The organism is Mycobacteriales bacterium, assembly GCA_035533475.1.
GTDB lineage: Bacteria > Actinomycetota > Actinomycetes > DATLTS01 > DATLTS01 > DATLTS01.
This window is the reverse complement of the sequence record DATLTS010000020.1, coordinates 36,832-53,497: the sequence shown is the minus strand read 5'-3', so window position 1 is coordinate 53,497 and position 16,666 is coordinate 36,832. Positions and strand designations below refer to the sequence as shown.

Annotated in this window: 19 protein-coding genes; 7 read left to right on the top strand and 12 right to left on the bottom strand. The window is 72.2% G+C overall.

Annotated elements, in window-relative coordinates; translation table 11 throughout:
- Nucleotides 1-14: 14 nt before the first annotated feature.
- From VNG13_04225 to clpS, 7 genes are all read right to left on the bottom strand, one after another.
- A complete protein-coding gene (locus tag VNG13_04225) occupies nucleotides 15-761 on the bottom strand; it encodes an MBL fold metallo-hydrolase (protein ID HVA59730.1) in 747 nt (248 codons plus the stop codon).
- Entirely contained in the window at nucleotides 761-1,573 is an 813-nt protein-coding gene (murI, locus tag VNG13_04220) for a glutamate racemase (GenBank protein ID HVA59729.1), read from the bottom strand. The genes VNG13_04225 and murI overlap by 1 nt, the downstream gene beginning before the upstream one ends.
- Nucleotides 1,574-1,620: 47 nt before the next feature.
- Nucleotides 1,621-2,568, bottom strand: a complete 948-nt coding sequence (locus VNG13_04215; GenBank protein ID HVA59728.1) for a cysteine synthase — start codon at nucleotides 2,566-2,568, stop codon at nucleotides 1,621-1,623.
- A 38-nt stretch (nucleotides 2,569-2,606) separates the two neighbouring features.
- The gene (locus VNG13_04210; GenBank protein HVA59727.1) at nucleotides 2,607-2,882 is read right to left on the bottom strand and encodes a MoaD/ThiS family protein; all 276 of its coding nucleotides are present in this window, start codon (nucleotides 2,880-2,882) and stop codon (nucleotides 2,607-2,609) included.
- A 72-nt stretch (nucleotides 2,883-2,954) separates the two neighbouring features.
- On the bottom strand, nucleotides 2,955-3,386 hold the full coding sequence (locus VNG13_04205) for a M67 family metallopeptidase (protein ID HVA59726.1): 432 nt from the start codon (nucleotides 3,384-3,386) through the stop codon (nucleotides 2,955-2,957).
- 9 nt (nucleotides 3,387-3,395) lie between these two features.
- Nucleotides 3,396-3,971, bottom strand: coding sequence for a DUF2017 domain-containing protein (locus VNG13_04200; protein HVA59725.1), 576 nt, complete (start codon nucleotides 3,969-3,971; stop codon nucleotides 3,396-3,398).
- Between the two features lie 3 nt (nucleotides 3,972-3,974).
- Nucleotides 3,975-4,286 carry an ATP-dependent Clp protease adapter ClpS gene (clpS, locus tag VNG13_04195; GenBank protein ID HVA59724.1) on the bottom strand — a complete coding sequence of 104 codons (312 nt, stop codon included), beginning with the start codon at nucleotides 4,284-4,286 and terminating at the stop codon, nucleotides 3,975-3,977.
- 69 nt (nucleotides 4,287-4,355) lie between these two features.
- Here clpS and VNG13_04190 point away from each other — a divergent pair, with 69 nt between their 5' ends.
- Genes VNG13_04190 through VNG13_04180 form a run of 3 tightly spaced genes read left to right on the top strand, consistent with a single transcriptional unit; the run spans nucleotide 4,356 to nucleotide 7,224 of the window.
- Nucleotides 4,356-5,339: an EamA family transporter gene (locus tag VNG13_04190; GenBank protein ID HVA59723.1), complete on the top strand. Its 984-nt coding sequence runs from the start codon at nucleotides 4,356-4,358 to the stop codon at nucleotides 5,337-5,339.
- Nucleotides 5,336-6,658 carry a nicotinate phosphoribosyltransferase gene (locus VNG13_04185; GenBank protein ID HVA59722.1) on the top strand — a complete coding sequence of 441 codons (1,323 nt, stop codon included), beginning with the start codon at nucleotides 5,336-5,338 and terminating at the stop codon, nucleotides 6,656-6,658. The genes VNG13_04190 and VNG13_04185 overlap by 4 nt, the downstream gene beginning before the upstream one ends.
- Nucleotides 6,655-7,224, top strand: a complete 570-nt coding sequence (locus VNG13_04180) for an isochorismatase family protein (GenBank protein ID HVA59721.1) — start codon at nucleotides 6,655-6,657, stop codon at nucleotides 7,222-7,224. The genes VNG13_04185 and VNG13_04180 overlap by 4 nt, the downstream gene beginning before the upstream one ends.
- On the opposite strand, the gene VNG13_04175 is transcribed toward VNG13_04180, so the two are convergent.
- Nucleotides 7,225-8,859 (bottom strand): AMP-binding protein, encoded by a 1,635-nt coding sequence (locus VNG13_04175; protein ID HVA59720.1) that lies wholly within the window; start codon nucleotides 8,857-8,859, stop codon nucleotides 7,225-7,227.
- Between the two features lie 55 nt (nucleotides 8,860-8,914).
- Here VNG13_04175 and VNG13_04170 point away from each other — a divergent pair, with 55 nt between their 5' ends.
- Complete coding sequence (locus VNG13_04170; GenBank protein ID HVA59719.1) at nucleotides 8,915-9,166, top strand: hypothetical protein; 252 nt, start codon at nucleotides 8,915-8,917, stop codon at nucleotides 9,164-9,166.
- On the opposite strand, the gene VNG13_04165 is transcribed toward VNG13_04170, so the two are convergent.
- The 4 genes from VNG13_04165 to VNG13_04150 form a co-directional block, all read right to left on the bottom strand.
- The gene (locus tag VNG13_04165) at nucleotides 9,167-10,081 is read right to left on the bottom strand and encodes an aldose 1-epimerase family protein (GenBank protein ID HVA59718.1); all 915 of its coding nucleotides are present in this window, start codon (nucleotides 10,079-10,081) and stop codon (nucleotides 9,167-9,169) included.
- The gene (locus VNG13_04160; GenBank protein HVA59717.1) at nucleotides 10,078-10,611 is read right to left on the bottom strand and encodes a YqgE/AlgH family protein; all 534 of its coding nucleotides are present in this window, start codon (nucleotides 10,609-10,611) and stop codon (nucleotides 10,078-10,080) included. Before VNG13_04160 ends, VNG13_04165 begins: the two co-directional genes overlap by 4 nt.
- Nucleotides 10,612-10,621: 10 nt before the next feature.
- Entirely contained in the window at nucleotides 10,622-11,869 is a 1,248-nt protein-coding gene (locus tag VNG13_04155) for a class I SAM-dependent methyltransferase (GenBank protein ID HVA59716.1), read from the bottom strand.
- 77 nt (nucleotides 11,870-11,946) lie between these two features.
- Entirely contained in the window at nucleotides 11,947-13,272 is a 1,326-nt protein-coding gene (locus VNG13_04150) for an FAD-binding oxidoreductase (GenBank protein HVA59715.1), read from the bottom strand.
- Nucleotides 13,273-13,617: 345 nt separating this feature from the next.
- Here VNG13_04150 and VNG13_04145 point away from each other — a divergent pair, with 345 nt between their 5' ends.
- The 3 genes from VNG13_04145 to VNG13_04135 all read left to right on the top strand — a co-directional run bounded on the left by VNG13_04145 (nucleotide 13,618) and on the right by VNG13_04135 (nucleotide 16,558).
- Nucleotides 13,618-14,625 (top strand): NADP-dependent oxidoreductase, encoded by a 1,008-nt coding sequence (locus VNG13_04145; protein ID HVA59714.1) that lies wholly within the window; start codon nucleotides 13,618-13,620, stop codon nucleotides 14,623-14,625.
- The gene (locus VNG13_04140; protein HVA59713.1) at nucleotides 14,622-14,969 is read left to right on the top strand and encodes a Rieske (2Fe-2S) protein; all 348 of its coding nucleotides are present in this window, start codon (nucleotides 14,622-14,624) and stop codon (nucleotides 14,967-14,969) included. The genes VNG13_04145 and VNG13_04140 overlap by 4 nt, the downstream gene beginning before the upstream one ends.
- 89 nt (nucleotides 14,970-15,058) lie before the next feature.
- Nucleotides 15,059-16,558 carry a DUF885 family protein gene (locus tag VNG13_04135; protein HVA59712.1) on the top strand — a complete coding sequence of 500 codons (1,500 nt, stop codon included), beginning with the start codon at nucleotides 15,059-15,061 and terminating at the stop codon, nucleotides 16,556-16,558.
- The last annotated feature ends 108 nt before the right edge of the window (nucleotides 16,559-16,666 follow it).

Below are 16,666 nucleotides of genomic sequence, written 5' to 3'. Positions count from 1 at the left end.
CCACCTTCCTGTGCCTATATCTCTAACGACGCTTGCGTGCGGGCCAGCTCGATCTGCCCGGCGAAGGAGTCGTGGGCGGCCGCGAGGGTCCGCTCCGGGTCGCCCCAGGGGACCAGATGGGTGAGCAGCAGCCGGCCCACGCCGGCCCGGCTGGCGTGCTCGGCCGCCTGGCCTCCGGTCAGGTGGACATCGGGCGGGTTCTCCTCGCCGTCGAGATAGGACGCCTCGCAGAGGAACAGGTCGGACCCGCCGGCCAGCTCGACGAGTCGGTCGCACACACCGGTGTCCGCCGAGTAGGCCACCGATCTCGACCCGGCGCCGATCCGCAGGGCGAAGGTCTCCACCGGGTGGTTGACCCGGGCGCAGTCGACGCTGAACGGGCCCAGGTCGAGCCGGTCCTCGGTCAGGGTGTGGAAGTCGAAGACTTCGTCGAGCAGCGAACTGACCGGCCGGCCGAAGGCGCCGGCGACGTGCTCGCCGACTCCGCGCGGGCCGTACACCGGCAGCCGGGGTGGGCGTCCCGCCGGGTTGTATCGGCGGGCGTAGGTGTAGGTGACGATGTCGAGATAGTGGTCGCCGTGCAGGTGACTGACGATGACGGCGTCGACGTCGAGCAGGCCGATGCAGCGTTGCATCACCCCGGTGGCCCCGTTGCCCAGGTCGACGAGCAGCCGGTAGCCCTCGGACTCGAACAGGTACCCGGAGCAGGGCGAGTCCGGCCCCGGGAACGTCCCCGAACAGCCGAGAACGGTGAACCGCACTATCTGCTCCCCACCAGACCGGCGGCCCGCCCGACGGTGCCGATCTCCGGACCGAGAAAACGCTGGCCTAGCTGGGCGAACGGCGCGGGGTCTCCGGTGGCGAGGAAACGGTGCTCCGGTGCGGGCAGCGACTCGCCGCGGGCCAGCCCGTCCCGGGCCAGCTCTCGATAGACGTCTTTCGCGGTCTCCTCGGCGCTCGAGACCAGCGTCACCCCGTCGCCCAGGACGCTCGCGAGCACACCGGTCAGCAACGGGTAGTGGGTGCAGCCGAGCACCAGGGTGTCGCAACCCGCCGCCCGGATCGGCTCCAGGTACTCGGCGGCCACGTCGAGCAGCTCAGGGGTGAACGTGTCCCCCCGCTCGACGAACTCGACGAATCGCGGGCAGGCCGCGGTGGTCACGACGAGATCGGGATTGGCCGCGAACGCGTCATCGTAGGCTCGGCTGGCGATCGTCACGGCGGTGCCGATGACCCCCACCCGGCCGGTTCGGGTGGCCCGCACCGCCCGTCGCACGGCTGGGGTGATCACCTCGACGACGGGCACCGGATAGCGCTCCCTGGCGTCGCGCAGGCAGGCCGCCGACGCGGCGTTGCAGGCGATGACGAGCAGCTTCGCGCCCTCCGCGACGAGATGGTCGAGGATGTCGAGAGCGAACCCGCGGACCTCGGCGAGCGGGCGCGGCCCGTACGGGGAGCGGGCGGTGTCGCCGACATAGACGAGCGGCTCGTGCGGGAGCTGGTCGAGGATCGCCCGGGCAACGGTGAGGCCACCGACCCCGGAGTCGAAGATGCCGATCGGCCGGTCGTCCATGGGCGACAACGTACCGCTCGGGTGGGCCGGCGGCGGAGCGGCCGCGGTCAGGCCCACAGCTGGCCGTCGAGCCGGGCGGCGGCCTCTTCGAGCGTCCCGGCGTAGGCCCCGGTGGACAGGTATTTCCAACCGCCATCGCTGACGATGAATGCGATGTCGGCCCGCCGGCCGGCCTGAACCGCCCGATCGGCTTGCCCGAGCGCCGCATGCAGGATCGCCCCGGTGGAGATCCCGGCGAACATCCCCTCCTCGTCGACGAGCTGGCGGGTGCGGCGCAACGCGTCCTCGGCGCTCACGGAGAACCGCGTGTCGAGCAAGGTCGGGTCGTACAGCTCCGGGACGAAGCCCTCGTCGACGTTGCGCAGGCCGTAGACCAACTCCCCGTAGCGCGGCTCGGCGGCGACCACGGTGATCCCCGGGACCCGCTCCTTGAGGAACCGGCCGACACCCATCAGGGTCCCCGTCGTGCCGAGCCCGGCGACGAAGTGCGTGACGGTGGGAAGGTCCTCGAGGATCTCCGGGCCGGTGGTCTCGTAGTGCGCGAGCGCGTTCGCCGGGTTGCCGTACTGGTAGAGCATCACCCAGTCCGGATTCTCCGCGGCGAGGCGCTTGGCCACCGCCACCGCTTCGTTGGAGCCGCCAGCCGCGGGCGAGGACAGGATCTGCGCGCCGTACATCTCCAGCAACTGGCGGCGCTCCACCGAGGTGTTCTCCGGCATGACGCAGATCAGCCGGTAACCGCGCAGCTTGCAGACCATCGCCAGCGAGATCCCGGTGTTCCCCGAGGTGGGTTCGAGGACGGTGGCTCCCGGACGGAGCAGGCCTTCCTTCTCCGCCTGCTCAACCATGTAGAAGGCCGGCCGATCCTTCACCGAACCGGTCGGGTTGTTCTGTTCGAGCTTCGCCCAGAGCCGGACCTCCGCCGACGGGGACAGGCGGGGCAGACCGACCAGCGGCGTGCGACCGACGGCGTCCAGCAAGGAGTCGAAGCGCATGCCGGGCTGCCGGTCGTCTCGGGGTCCGCGCCGGTCCGTCAGCCGCCGGCGACGGCCGGAAGGATGGTCACCGTGTCCCCGTCGGCGAGCACGGTCTCCAGGCTGCCGAGAAAGCGGACGTCCTCGTCGTTGGCGTAGACGTTGACGAAACGGTTGAGGGTGCCGTCGGCTCCGATCAGCCGTTCCCGCAGCCCGGGGTGACGCCCCTCGAGATCGTCGAACAGGCCGCCGAGCGTCTCGCCCTTGCCTTCCACCGACTTCTCACCGCCGGTGTAGCTGCGCAGGATCGTCGGAATCCTGACCTCGATCGCCATCCGGGGGCCTCTCCTGCTCCTCGACGCGGCGGGTTCGGGCGCGCCGTCCCTCGCCCCATTGTCGCAACCGGCTCAGCCGGTCGCTGATTCCAGCCCTTCCTCGAGGATCCGCACCGGCTCCTCGGTGACCTCCCCGTCGACGATCCGGTAGGAGCGGAACTCGACCGTCTGCGGATCGCGGGTCGAGATGAGGACGTAGTGGGCGGCGGGCTCGGCGGCGTAGGAGACGTCGGTGCGCGACGGGTAGGCGGCGGTGGCCGTGTGCGAGTGGTAGATGACGACGGGCTCCTCGTCACGGTCGTCCATGTCCCGCCACACCCGCAGCTGCTCCAGCGAGTCGAACCGGTAGAACGTGGGGGAACGCTCGGCGTTGGTCATCGGGATCACCCGCACCGGCCGGTCGCTGCCGGCCGCGCCGGCGACCACGCCACAGGCCTCGTCCGGATGATCCCGCCGGGCGTGCGTCACCAACGCCTCGTAGACGTCGCGACCCACGGTGAGCATGGCCGCAGACTAGTCGGACCCCCGCCCGGAACCGGCCAGCGCCTCGACCAGTGTCTCCAACACGTAGCCCAGCCAGAAGTACTCGAGCAGCTCGGCGGATCGCGGGGCTTCGGGGTCGAGGTCGTCGAGCTCCCGCTCGGTCTCCTCCGTGACGTCCAGCCGGGCGCCCAGCCCGAGACGGAGATCGTTGAGGGCCGAGAGCCATGCCTCCGCCGCGGGCAGATCCAGCACCACCCGGCCATCCTCCGCGGCCGCCAGCTGATCCCGCGCGGCGATCGCGTTGGCGATCTTGCCGAGCCGCAGGTCGTCCTGGGTGAATCGGCGAAACTCCGCGGCGGCCTGCGGGTCGGCATACGCCGCCGGGAACAGCCGGGCCAGGGCCGGATCCTCGAACGGCGCGGTCGAACCCGCTCCCCCGACCAGCGCCTCGAGCGGATCGGCGTCGACCGGCGGCATCGGCTGGTCAGCACCGGCGGTTTCGAGCAGCCGGCGCAACTGGTCGAAACGGGAGAGCAGCAGGTTGCGTTGGAGTGGGTCGAACCTGGCCCGCACCCCACGCCCGGACCGGCGGAAGCGCCCAACCACCGCTCAGTCCTGCGCCACGGTCGCCCAAAGCCCGGCCGCATGCAGCCGGGTGACGTCGTTCTCCATCTGCTCCCGGGGGCCGCTCGAGACGACCGCCTTCCCCTTGTGGTGCACGTCGAGCATCAGCCGGTGGGCCTTCTCCCGGGGGTAGCCGAACAGCTTCTGGAGGACGTAGGTCACGTAGGACATCAGGTTCACCGGGTCGTTCCACACGATCGTGATCCACGGGCGCTGCGGCTCGATGGTCTCCTCGTCCCGCGGGGCATCGACCCGCTCGGGGGCGACGGTGGCGCCCGCGGCCAGCCCGATGTCCATTCGCCCATCTTCCCGCATCGCGGCGGAAAAGGCGTGGGGACCCCGGGCCCGGACGTGCTTAGGTGGGGCATGCCCCAGACGCCACGCCCGGTCTCGGCTGCCCGGCTCTGGCTGGCGCTGTGGACCGTGTACCTGGTCTGGGGATCGACCTACCTGGCGATCCGATTCGCCGTGGCGCCGACCCATGGCCGCGGTCTCCCGCCGCTGCTCATGGCGGGCGTCCGGTTCACGAGCGCCGGGGCCGTCATGCTCGCACTCACCGCCCGCCGGCCCGCGCCGGACGGCCTCCCGGACCGGCTCGGTCGGCGCCAGTGGCTCGCCACGGCGGTCGTCGGCACGGCACTGCTCCTCGGCGGCAACGGGTTCGTCACGTTGGCCGAGCAGCACATCGCGTCCGGCGCGACCGCCGTCGTCATCGCCACGGTGCCGATCTGGACCACCGTCTTCGCCGCGCTCCGCGGCTGGGAGCGGATCACCCGACGGATCGGATCCGGCCTGCTCCTCGGCTTCGCGGGGGTGGCGACGCTCGTCGTCGGCCAGGGCGGTGGCCGGGTGGGTCCGTTCGGGGTCGGGCTGACCCTGATCGCGGCGCTCACCTGGGCACTCGGCTCGGTCTACGCCAAGACCGCGCCGCTGCCCCGCCGGCCGCTCGTCCTCACCGGCATGGAGATGCTCTGCGGCGGGGCTGCGCTGCTGGTCGTCGCCGCCCTGACCGGGGAGATCGGCCAGTTCCACCCGGGGGCGGTCCCGGTGTCCGCATGGGCGTCGTTGGCGTACCTGATCGTCGCGGGCGCGATGATCGGGTACACCGCCTACGCGTGGCTGCTCGCCAACGCCCGGCTGAGCCTCGCCACCACCTACGCCTACGTCAACCCGCTGGTCGCCGTCTTCCTCGGGGCGCTGCTCGCCGGGGAGCCCCTGACCTGGCGGACCGCGGTCGCGACCGGGTGCATCATTGGCGGCGTGCTGCTCATCGTCACCCGGCGGGCCCAGGTAAGCGGCGCGACCGCCGGGCAGAGCGAAACCGCTGAGCTGGCCACCCGGCCGACGTGACCGCCGAGCCGACGCACAGCACGGCGCTGTACACCGACCACTACGAGCTCACCATGCTGCGCGCCGCCCTCGAGGACGGCGTCGCCGAGCGACCGGCCGTCTTCGAGGTGTTCGCCCGGTCGCTGCCGGGACGTCGTCGATATGGCGTCGTCGCCGGGCTCGCCCGGATCGTCGACGCGATCGGCCGTTTCCGCTTCGACCCGCCGACCCTCGAGTTCCTCACCCGCTCCGGGGTCGTCGACGCCGCGGCCGCGCGCTGGCTGGCGGACTACCGGTTCCGCGGCTCGGTGCGCGCCTACCCGGAGGGCGAGGTGTACTTCCCCGGTTCGCCGGTGTTCGTCGTCGAGGCCGGGTTCGCCGAGGGCCTGGTCCTGGAAACCGTCGTGCTGTCCATCCTCAACTTCGACTCCGCGGTGGCCAGTGCGGCGGCCCGGATGGTGCAGGCAGCCGGAGACCGGCCCTGCATAGAGATGGGGTCGCGGCGGACGCACGAGGCGGCCGCCGTGGCTTCGGCCCGGGCCGCCTACCTAGCCGGCTTCACCGCCACCTCGAATCTAGCCGCCGGGCTGCGCTGGGGCGTCCCGACCGCCGGCACCGCGGCGCACGCGTTCACGCTGGTCCATGACGACGAACCGGCGGCATTCGCCGGCCAGGTCGCCGCGCTCGGCACCGGCACCACGCTGCTCGTGGACACGTTCGACGTTGAAGCCGGCATCCGCCACGCCGTCGCGGCCGCCGGCCCCGGCCTCGGCGCGATCCGGCTCGACTCCGGCGACCTGGGCAGCCTCGCGCACACGGCCCGGGCGCTGCTCGACGAGCTCGGCGCGACCGGAACGCGGATCGTCGTCACCGGCGACCTCGACGAGCACGCGATCGCCGCCCTCGCCGCGGCCCCGGTGGACGCCTACGGCGTGGGCACTTCGGTCGTCACCGGCAGCGGGGTCCCGACCGCCGGGTTCGTGTACAAGCTCGTGGCACGGGCCGGTTCGGCCGACCCGGGCGCCCGGCTCGAGCCGGTGGAGAAGGCTTCGCCGGGCAAGGTCTCCCCCGGCGGTCGCAAGTGGGCAGCCCGCGGGTACGACCCGACCGGCCGGGCCTCCGAGGAGCTGGTCTTCGTCGGGCGCCCGCCACCGGCGGCGCCCGGGTCCCGCCCGCTGCACGTCCCGGTCATCCGGGCCGGCCGGCCGGTGCGACTGGCCGGCTTGCCGGAGGCCCGGGAGCACTGCCTGCGGGTCCGCGCCGAACTGCCGCCGCCGGCTCTTGCGCTGTCCCCCGGTGACCCGGTGCTCCAGACCCGCTACCTGCCGGAACCGCCGTGATCCGCGCCCTGGTCGTGGTCGATGTGCAGAACGACTTCTGCGCCGGCGGCAGCCTGCCCGTCGCCGGCGCGGCCGGCGTGGCGGCGGCGATCAGCGCGCACCTGGCCACCTCCGACTACCACCACGTCGTCGCCACCCGGGACCATCACCGCGATCCCGGCGACCACTTCTCGGCCACGCCCGACTTCGCCGACTCGTGGCCGCCGCACTGCGTGGTGGGGACCCCGGGCGCGGCCTTCCATCCGGCGTTCGACACCCAGCGCGTCGAGGCGGTCTTCAGCAAGGGCGCACGGTCCGCCGCCTACAGCGGCTTCGACGGCGCGGACGAGACCGGGACCCGCCTCGCCGACTGGCTGTCCGCCCGGGCCGTGACGGCGGTCGACGTGGTCGGCCTCGCCACCGACCATTGCGTGCGCGCGACGGCGCTGGACGCGGTGGCCGCCGGGTTCGCGACCACCGTCCTGCTCGACCTCACCGCGGGGGTCGCCGAGGCCAGCACCGCCTCGGCGCTGGCCGAGCTCGCCGCCGCGGGGGTCCGCCTGGTCGGCCAGCCGCGGCTCGGCTGATCACGGCCCGGTGAGCTGGCGCTTGACCACCTTGCCGGTCTCGTTGCGGGGCAGCTCGTCGTGCAGCACCACGTCGCGGGGCACCTTGTACCCGGCCAGCCGCTGGCGGACGTAGTCGCGCAGCGCGTCCCCGTCGGCACCGGAGGCCCCGCCGGCGAAGACGACGTGTGCGACCAACCGGGCCCCGAACTTCTCGTCCGGCACGCCCACGACCGCGACGTCGGCCACCTCCGGGTGTGCGCGCAGGCACTCCTCCACCTCGGCCGGGAACACGTTCTCCCCGCCCGAGACGATCATTTCGTCGTCGCGCCCGTCGACCCACAGCCGCCCATCGCGATCGAGATGACCCACGTCCCCGGTGGCGACCAGGCCGCCGACCCGGTCCTTGTCTCCGCCGCCGGTGTAGCCCCGGAAGGCCAGGGAGCTGCCGACGAAGATCCGCCCGGACTGCCCCGTCGGCAGCGGCGCACCGGACCCGTCGAGGATCGAGACCTGCACACCGGACAGCGGATGGCCGACGCTGCCCGGCGCGACCCGCATGTCCTCGGGCGTGGCCACGCTGGCCGCGGCGACCTCGGTCGAGCCGTAGAGGTTGTAGAGAACATCGCCGAACTCGTCCCGGACGCGCTCGGCGAGGCCGACCGGCACGGCGGACCCGCTCACCGCGATGACCCGCAGCGACGAGGTGTCGTAGCGGCGGCGGGCCTCGGGCGGGAGCTCGAGGATCCGCTGGAGCATGACCGGCACCGCGACCAGGACCTGCGCCCGGTGTTCCTGCACCCGGGCCAAGGTGCGCTCCGGGTCGAACTTGCGGTCGAGCACGAGGGTCGTTTCGAGCACCATCGACAGGGTGAAGTTGGCGAAACCCCATGAGTGGAACATCGGTGCGGCCAGCACCGTCACCTCACGGGCCCGCAGCGGGATCGCCGAGAGCAGGGCCACCAGCGAGCCGATCCCGGCCGCGCCACCCGGCGTCTCGCGCTCGGCGCCCTTGGGCCGCCCGGTGGTGCCGCTGGTCATGATGACGTGCCGCCCCGCCCGCGCCACCGGCGGCAGGGGCGCCGCCCCGGACTCCCGAGACGTGTCCTCGACGAGCGAGGCGAGCGTCGGCCGGCCGTCGTCCCCCGAGCCGGTGAGCACCACGAGTCGCTCGCCGGCCGCGGCTCGCAGCGAGTCGGCGAACTCGCGGTCGGCGATGACGGCGACGACCCGCTCGCGGTCGAGCACGTCGGCGATCTGCGGGGGGGCCGCGCCGGTGTTGAGATAGACCAGGTCGACGCCGAGCTTGGACAGCGCCGCCTCGGCTACGACGAAGTCGGCGCTGTTGCGGACCAGCAGGGCGACCCGATCGCCGCTGACCACGCCGCGGCGACGGAGCCCGGCCGCTACCTGGCTGCTGCGCCGGTCGATCTCGGCGAAGGTCGACGCCCCGTGCTCGTCGATGACCGCCAACCGGTCCGGGACGTGTGCGGCGGCGGCCGCGTAGGCGGCGGCAGGTGTCGTCCGCCACTGGGCGAGGGACAGGCACATCCCGAGCAGCTTGTCCGGGCGCACCGGGCGGATCAGCCCGGAACGCACCAGCACCCGGGCGGCGAGCCACGGGCTGACCCCGGGATCCAGGGCCGACGGCAGCATCACGGCGCAACCTCAGGCTCTTTACAGGTGCGGGGACGACGAGGACGCTCTCAGCATGCCCACCGTCGCGCCGCTGCCCGCCTCCGGGGCGGTGTTCCCGGACGTCCGTGGCGCGGACCGGTCCCTGCGGGTGTCGTGGCACACCGAGGTCGGCCTGGTCGTGCTCTCGTTCTGGCAGGCCGGTACCTGCGTGGCCAGCGCCCGGCTGGCCCCGGCGGACGCGGCTCGGCTGGTCGGCGCGCTGGGTGCCGCGCTCGGCGAGGCGCTGGTCACCGACGGCGTCGTCGCGCGGACCGAGTCCGCGTAGTCAGCCCGGCTCGATCCCCCAGCCGGCCACGTGGCTCTGCCCCGGCGCCAGGACGATCAGCCCGTCCCCCGAGCGGAATGCGTTGGGGGCGCAGGTCATCGGTTCGACCCCGAGGCCGGTCCGTCGCCGGTCCGGGTTGGGCAACGAGTCGCCGGTGAAGATCTCCAGATAGCCGTACGCCGCGTCCACCCACAGGCTCACCGTCGGGCCGTCCGGGTTGGCGAGGCGGGCCCGGGCCCGCCCATCCGGGTCGCGGCGCAGCGCCGTGTACGCCACGTCCAGCTGGCGGTCGCCGAGCGGACGGGGCTCGCGGAAGTCGAATCCGGTCCCGTCCACGGCCTCGACCCCGAACGGGATCTTGTGCTCGTCGTTGAGGTAGTACCGATCCGCCGGGACGGTGAGCGTCGCCTGGTCGATCAGGGGCGTGCCCACCGTGAGATACGGATGCGCGCCGGCTCCGTAGGGGCAGGGCTCCGCGCCGGCGTTGCGGGCCCGGGTGGACACCGTCAGTCCGCGATCGTCGAGCCGGTACTCGACCTCGCACTCGAGCAGGCCGGGCCAGCCGGGTTGGGGGTGCAGCACATAGCGCAGCACCACCCGGTCCTCGGTGTTTTCCGTGCGGTGCCAGTTCACCCAGCGGGTCAGGCCGTGGATCGCCGCGCCGTTGTCCGGCTCGGTCAATGCCAGCTGATGCGCGACGCCATCGAACTCGTAGCTCCCGCCGGCGATCCGGTTCGGCCAGGGCAGCAGGGTCTGTCCCCGCGCGCCGTCGCACACCGCCGCCTCGGCATAGCCGTCGAGCACCGGGCGGCCGCGGAACGAGTAGGACCGCAGTCCGGCACCGACCTCGACCACGGTGACCGCGTGGGTGTCGTTATGGATGACGAATTGCTCGCCGGACGGCGGCCTGGTCAATTCATCGCCGGATCATCCGGGTAGCTGGCGACCAGCGCGAGCTGACCGGTCTGTCGGCGGAGCACCCGCCGCCACAGGTCGACCGGGTCCGCGGTGAACGGATCGTCGACGTCCGCAGCCACGACGTACCAGCCGCCGGACGCGATCTCGGTCTCGAGCTGCCCGGCGGACCAGCCGGCGTAACCGGAGAACACCCGCACCGCGTCGACCCGTCCCGGTTCCGGATCGGTCTCGAGGTCCACGGTGCCCACCGCGGTGGACCCGGTTTCCGGGTCGGTTTGGAACCGGGCCAGGCCGAGGACCTGCCCGGGAGAGACCGGGCCGCCGCTGAACAGCACGCTCGGCGAGCTGGCGGTGGCATACCAGCGCGGCAGCACGGCGAGCAGGTCGACTTCGGACGGGCGGTTGAGCACGATGCCGAGCGCACCCTCGTCGTCGTGATGGAGCACGAACACCACGCTGCGGTCGAAGACCCCGTCGCGGTGCACCGGTGCGGCGACGAGCAGGCGCCCGGTCAGCAGCTCGTCCATCGCCGTTTCCTCACCAGGTCGGGCGCAGCGGCATCCAAGCGGCCCCGTCGGCGTCCGGCCGCACCGCGAGCACCTGGTGGAGCTGGATCTGGTTGCGTTCGAAGCCGAGCCGCGATCCGGCCATGTACAACCGCCAGACCCGGGCCTTCTCCTCGCCCACCTCGGCGACCGCCTCCTCCCAGTTCGTGTCGAGGTTGCGCCCCCAGTCGGTCAGGGTTCGCGCGTAGTGCTCACGAAGGTTCTCCTCGTGCCGCACTTCGAAACCCGTGTCCTGCATGACCGACACGATCGGGCCCAACCCGGACAGCTCCCCGTCGGGGAACACGTACCGGTTGATGAAGCCGCGCCGGACGAGAGCCGGACCCCGGGTGTCCGGGCGCATGATGCAGTGGTTGAGCAGGCGGCCGCCCGGCCGCAGCCGGTCGTAGAGGCTCCGAAAGTACGGTCCGAGCTGACGGCGGCCGATGTGCTCGGTGAGCCCGATCGAAGACACCGCGTCGTAGCCGTCCCCGGGGGCGTCCCGGTAGTCCAGGTGCAGGACCCGGGCCCGATCCGCGACCCCGGCATCGGCGATCAGCTTCGCGCCGTACTCAGCCTGGTGCCGGGACAGCGTGACACCAACCGCGGTGACTCCGTAATGCTCGGCGGCGTGGCGCACCATCCCGCCCCAACCGCAACCCACGTCGAGCAACCGCATCCCCGGCGCCAGCCCCAGCTTGCGGCAGACCAGGTCGAACTTCTCCGCCTGGGCCTGCTCGAGGGTGGCCTCCTCGGTGGGGTAGACCGCGCAGGTGTAGGCCATCGACGGGCCGAGCACCAGCTCGTAGAACCGATTCGACACGTCGTAGTGGTGCGCGATGGCCTGCGCGTCCCGCTGCCGGGAATGCCGACGACCGGGCAGGCGCCGCACCTCCACCGACGGGTGCCGGGCCTGGATGAGCGCCGCCCCGCTCCGCGCCAGCGCGCGGAACAGGTCCCGGCGGGTTCCCGGGTCCAGCCGGTCGACAGCCACCGAAGACAGCGCCCCGAGCGCGGTCCGCATGTCCCCGTGCACGTCCAGGTCGCCGACGACGTAGGACCGGCCGAGCCCGAGGCTGCCCGGCGCGCGGGCCAGGTGCCCCAGCGCCCGGGGCGTGTTCACCGTGATGGTCACGTCGGCGACGTCCGCGGCCGGGCCGGACACACTCCCGTCGTAGGCCTCGAACCGGACGCCCAGGTCGGCCCCCACCAGCCGGGCGAACAGCGTTGCGAGCTGCACGGGCCCTCCTTCCCGATCGGTAATAGCAGTCTCCAGTGTCCTCGGTTGCCTCGGTTGCCTCGGTGTCCCTGGTTTCCTCAGCACCCCTGAACCGCTTTCGCGTAAAGGTCGTGCAGCCGGGAGTCCGGGTCGTAGCGGGCCTTGGCCGCGGCATAAGCCGGGCCGCCGTAGCGGCGTTCGAAGTCGGTCCGCTCGTAGAACACGGTGGAGTACAGCGATTTCGCCCCGTGGAAGCGGTCCACCGCAGCCTCGACCTGCCGGTTCCGGCTCCCGGCCACCTCCCCCGGCCCGAGCCGCACCCCTCCCCAGAAACCGACGTTCACATAGCGGCGGTTCGGTTCGAGCGGGTACAGGGGCCAGCGCGGCGAGCCGTCGCGCTGGCGGACCGGGCAGAGCCACACCGGTCGCAGTCCGGTGATCCGGTCGAGGTCCCGGAGGAAGCCGGCCGCGTGCTCGATCGGGATCTCGACGTCCTGGATGACCTTCTCGACCCCCGGCCGGCCGCGGAGCCGGTCCAGGGTGCGGGAAGCCCCGAACCGCTCGTCGAGGCCGGCGAGCTTCCAGTACACGTCCGAACGCCGCCAGCGCCGGGGCCACAGCGGGCGCAGGACCGGATGCTGGGCTCCGAAAGCCCGGGAGCACCAGAACCAGTCGGTGTCCCAGCGCCACAGGTAGTCGTGGACACGCAGGACGTCCGCCCGGCGCTCCCGGATCGAGCGGTAGTAGATCTGCCGCCCGGTGTAGTCCGAGGTGCTCGACGCGGTGTCGGCGAACGCGCCGATCGTCAGGTAGAGCTCGTCCGGGCCGAATGCCACGCCGTCGAGAAAGTCCACGTTGTCGCCGCCGTGCCGGCGCGTCGCCGACAGCTCGTCCAGCGCCGCCATGCACGAGTCCGCGTCCGCGAACCGCAGATGGGTGAGCCGGACATACGGCCGGACCTGTTCCAGTTCGATCCGCAGGCGAAGCGCGTAACCCAGCGTGCCGTAGGAGTTCGGCAGCGCGCGAAACAGCTCGGCATGCTCCCCGGCCGGATCGGCGATCACGATCTCCCCGGCCCCGGTCAGCACCTCCGCCTCGAGCACCGACTCGTGCGGCAGCCCGTTGCGGAACGACGTCGACTCGATGCCCAGCCCGGTGACCGCACCGCCGAGGGTGATCGTGCGCAGCTGCGGGACGACGAGCGGCATGAGACCGTGCGGCAAGGTCGCGTCGACCAGGTCGGCGTAGGTCGTCATGCCACCGACATCCGCCGTCCGGCGTTGCGGGTCGACCGACAGGACGCGGTCGAAACCGCCGACACCGAGCCCCCGGCCGACCGGCTGGCGGGGCCGGAACAGGTTGGAGGTGCGTTTCGCGAGCCGGACCGGCGCCCCCGCCGGGATGGCGTCCAGGTCGGCCCGCAGCCGGTCGCGGGCGGCTGCGAACCAGTCGGGGGCGGCGGCGGGACCCGTCGACCCGTCGACCCGTCGCGGGTCCGTCGGCGTCCGGGTGGCGATGCTCACCCGACAATCGTCCCCCGCGCGCCGGCCGGCCGCCCGACCGGGGCCGGCCCGATCGACCAGCGAGTGTGCAATTTCCGACGGGGGCCACGCTCAGCCGAGGGCGAAAGCTGTCGGAAATTGCACACTCGCGCCGGCGCGGGGACCTGGGCGGGGCCCGGTCCGCGATTGGACGCCGAAACCGGGCCTGTCTAGGGTGCGGGGACATCCTCGACCGTCCGGGTCGGGGCGCAAAGGGCGGGGACCCAGATGAGCGCCGTCAACCACCGGTTCGAGTTGGCGGCCCGCCCGGTCGGCCTGCCGAAACCCACAGACTGGAACTACACCGAGGCGGCCGTGCCGGAGCCGGCCGAGGGTGAGCTGCTGGTCCAGGTCCGCTATATCTCCCTGGACCCAGCCATGCGCGGATGGATGAACGAGGGCCGCTCCTACGCTCCCCCGGTCGGCATCGGCGAAGTGATGCGGGCCCTCGCGATCGGGCGGGTGCTCGAGTCGAAGCACCCGGCCTTCTCCCCCGGGGATCACGTGTCCGGGGCGTTCGGCGTCCAGGAATACGCCGTCGCCCGGGGCGAGGAGGTGACGAAGGTCGACCCGCAGGTCGCGCCACTGCCCGTGTTCCTCAGCACCCTCGGCATGACCGGGCTGACCGCCTACTTCGGACTCCTGGATCTCGGCCACCCCCAGCCGGGGCAGACCGTCGTCGTCTCCGGCGCCGCCGGCGCGGTCGGCTCGGTCGTCGGTCAGATCGCCAAGCTGAAGGACTGCCGGGTGGTGGGGATCGCCGGCGGGGTGGACAAGTGCGAGTACCTGACGAAGGAACTCGGGTTCGACGCGGCCATCGACTACAAGAGCGAGGACCTCGGCCCGGCCCTCCGTTCGGCCTGCCCGGACGGTATCGACGTGTACTTCGACAACGTGGGCGGGGAGATCCTCGACGCCGCCCTGGCCCAGCTCGCCATGCGGGCCCGGGTGGTCATCTGCGGCGCGATCTCGCAGTACAACAACACGACGCCGATGCGGGGGCCGTCGAACTACATGTCGCTGCTGGTGAACCGGGCGAGCATGACCGGGTTCCTCGTATTCGACTTCGCCGCCCGCTACGCCGAGGCCATCCACGAGATGGCCGGCTGGATCGCGAGCGGAGACCTCACCTCGCGGGAGGACATCGTCGTCGGGCTCGACACGTTCCCGGACACGCTGCTCAAGCTCTTCCGCGGGGAGAACCACGGCAAGCTGGTGCTTGCGGTAGCGGAATGAACGAGGATCTGCGGGTGGCGGCAGTGGCGGAGCTGCCGCCAGGCACGGTGCTCGGCGCCGGTCCGTACGCGGTCGGCAACAACGGGGAGTACTTCGCGGTCACCCGGCGCTGCCGGCATCTGCGGGCCGACCTGGCGGGCGGCACGATCGACGAGAACGGCTGCCTGGTCTGCCCCTGGCACCGGGCGGCCTACGACGTCACCACCGGCCACATGGTCCGCGGCCCGCAGGGGATGTTCGCCAAGGTGCCGGGCCTCGGCCTGATGTTCCGGATGCTCACCCACGTGCTACCGCTGGGCCGCGGCCGGGTTACCCGGCGCGACGGCGACGTCTACGTGAGCTGAGCTGGCGCCTCCGGGACCGCACCGACCGCACGCAGCGTGGCCTCGGCGGCAGCGATCCGGCCGCACCGCGCCGACGATAACCTCGGGCGGTGAACTCCAGACTGTCGGCGGTACACGAACTCGAGATCGCCGAAGCACGCGAGTACGCCGGGCTACATCGCTACGACGGGATCGTCCAGGACCTGTCACCCAGCGGCATATCGGCCGGGCTGGCCCGGCTCGGAGTCGGGCCGGCCGAGCCTGATCCGCATGACCAGGCGCACCTGGTGGCGGCCGAGGCCGGGCTGCGGACGGTCTTCGGGGTCGCCGAGGCTCACCGGTGGAACCCGATGGTTCATCTGGCCAACCTCGATCTGGCTTGCTACGACCGGGAATACGCACCGGCGGAGGAGCGGCTCGCCGCGAGGCGCCGGCATCTGGCTGCCTGGCCGGACGCAGTCGACGCTTCGATCAATTCGCTCGACGCGGTCCCGGCACCGGTTGCGAGCGCGCTGCTGCCGGCGGCGCGTGGGCTGACCGCTGCCCTGAGCCAAGACGAACCGGGTGCCGCCGAGGGCCGGGCGGCGGTCGATCGGTTGACCGCGCATTTCGAGGCCGCGGCCACGTCCGGGCGGATCGAAGCCGGACTCGGCTCCGCTGTGCTGGCCTCGCTCATGGCCGACGGGGAAGCGATCAGCGTGGACCTGGGTCGGCTGGCCGAGCATGCGGACGCCGAGTCCGCCCGGCTCAAGGGATTGCTCGCCGATGCGTGCGCCGCGCTGTCCGCCGGCACTCCGCAGCCGGAGCTCATCGACAGCCTGCTCCGCGACCATCCGGACGCGGACGGCATCTACGCCGCCGCGGGGGATCTGATCGAGGAGGCGACGGCCTTCACCATCGACCACGGTCTGCTCGCCGATCCCGGGGGAAGGTGTCTCGTCGGCCCGGCCCCCGGATCACGGCGCTACGCCATGGCGATGATGTCCTGGTCCGCGCCGTTCGAGGCGGATGCGCCGTCCTGGTACCACGTCACCCCGCCCGACGACGCATGGCCGGCCGAGCAGCAGGAAGAGTGGTTGGCGGTGTTCAGCCGCACCACGCTCCCGGCGATCACCGTGCACGAGGTGACCCCCGGGCATTACGCGCACGGACGGATGCTGCGCACGGTGGCCGGCGACGTGCGGCGCAGCCTGTTCTCGGCGGCCTTCGTCGAGGGCTGGGCGCACTACGCGGAGGAACTGCTGCTCGAAGAGGGCTTCCGTGCCGAAGACCCGCGCTACTGCATCGGGGTCTGCATCGAGGCGTTGCTCCGGGTGACCCGGCTGCGGGCCGCGATCGGGCTGCACACGTCGGCGATGACGCTGGACGAGGTAGTGCGCTCGTTCGAGACCGATGCGTTCCTGCGCGGGCCGGCTGCACGCAGCGAGGCGGTAAGAGCCACGTTCGACCCGACCTACGGTCGCTACACCTGGGGCAAGCTGCTCATCCTCGATCTTCGCGAGCAAGCCCGGGCGAGCTGGCGGGACGGGTATTCGCACCGGCGGTTCCACGAGGCCCTGCTGGCGCTGGGGGCCCCGCCGCTCGGACTGATCGGCGACGCCCTCGCCTAACCGTCGATTCTCGGCAGCCGACAGATCCGGCTTGGGGGTCGAGCCCCCGCGAAGAAGCTCCGGAGCCCGAGCGAACTTGTCAGGTCCGCAACCACGATGTTGACTACC

Bases quoted from the DNA above. Each gene is read 5' to 3' on its own strand.
- murI (HVA59729.1), bottom strand. From the start codon at position 1,573: ATGGACGACCGGCCGATCGGCATCTTCGACTCCGGGGTCGGTGGCCTC.
- VNG13_04215 (HVA59728.1), bottom strand. From the start codon at position 2,568: ATGCGCTTCGACTCCTTGCTGGACGCCGTCGGTCGCACGCCGCTGGTC.
- VNG13_04210 (HVA59727.1), bottom strand. From the start codon at position 2,882: ATGGCGATCGAGGTCAGGATTCCGACGATCCTGCGCAGCTACACCGGC.
- VNG13_04205 (HVA59726.1), bottom strand. From the start codon at position 3,386: ATGCTCACCGTGGGTCGCGACGTCTACGAGGCGTTGGTGACGCACGCC.
- clpS (HVA59724.1), bottom strand. From the start codon at position 4,286: ATGGACATCGGGCTGGCCGCGGGCGCCACCGTCGCCCCCGAGCGGGTC.
- VNG13_04190 (HVA59723.1), top strand. From the start codon at position 4,356: ATGCCCCAGACGCCACGCCCGGTCTCGGCTGCCCGGCTCTGGCTGGCG.
- VNG13_04175 (HVA59720.1), bottom strand. From the start codon at position 8,859: ATGCTGCCGTCGGCCCTGGATCCCGGGGTCAGCCCGTGGCTCGCCGCC.
- VNG13_04170 (HVA59719.1), top strand. From the start codon at position 8,915: ATGCCCACCGTCGCGCCGCTGCCCGCCTCCGGGGCGGTGTTCCCGGAC.
- VNG13_04160 (HVA59717.1), bottom strand. From the start codon at position 10,611: ATGGACGAGCTGCTGACCGGGCGCCTGCTCGTCGCCGCACCGGTGCAC.
- VNG13_04145 (HVA59714.1), top strand. From the start codon at position 13,618: ATGAGCGCCGTCAACCACCGGTTCGAGTTGGCGGCCCGCCCGGTCGGC.
- VNG13_04140 (HVA59713.1), top strand. From the start codon at position 14,622: ATGAACGAGGATCTGCGGGTGGCGGCAGTGGCGGAGCTGCCGCCAGGC.